The 691-nt window shown below is 41.1% G+C and carries 1 pseudogene; it reads right to left on the bottom strand.

Going from position 1 to position 691, the window contains the following annotated elements:
- Positions 1-691: pseudogene (locus tag ACFILW_RS10520) on the bottom strand (hypothetical protein); the annotation flags it as partial.

Here is a 691-nt window from a genome sequence, read left to right as displayed (position 1 = left end):
GAATAAAGCTGACCACCCGTTACAGCATCCGTTGATTTAGCGCTAATCTCACCATTTGCTAGAAACGTAATTCTACTGTTTTCTTGTGTCCTGACAGCTTTGCCTTTTTCTTCTTTACTCTTTTCATGACGCGCGACAAAGGCATCGGCTTCCTTGCTCCATAACAAAGAATCCTGTGCTACTCCTTCAGAAACCTCTTTAATCCTTGCATTCACATTCTTGATATTCTCATCAAGACCTGCAAAAGCGGTTCCAACACCTTGAAAGGCACTCTCTGTTACAACTCCATCTTTAGCAATGTAAGATAATTTATACGTTGGCTGTGTAAGAGCTCCATCTTTAAAGGATGCTTCTCCACCTAAAAACTTAGCTACATCCTCACCGATTTTATTAATCTGTCCACCCGTGATTGCATCATGTGAACCCTTGGCAATCTGACCATCGGCAACATTATGAAGACCAACAGCTGCCTTATCCTTACCTTTGCCTAAAGTCACACTCGTATAATCAGTTTCATCACCTGTTTTATCGTAATGAACAACAGCCGAGTCATCTGACTGAAGGCTGGTAGAAAGATCCTTCAAACCTTTATCTAATTGACCTTTGTTAACAGCGTCATTATTGTTCTTTGCTTCACCAACACCAGAAATTATCCGATCCGCACCGCTTTCATTTGCAATATTGATTTCTG

The sequence above is a fragment of the Bartonella sp. TT110JLCBS genome (genome assembly GCF_042193405.1).
Taxonomy (GTDB): Bacteria; Pseudomonadota; Alphaproteobacteria; order Rhizobiales; family Rhizobiaceae; genus Bartonella.
Note: the sequence above shows the minus strand (reverse complement) of the source record. Positions and strands in the feature narration are given on the sequence as shown.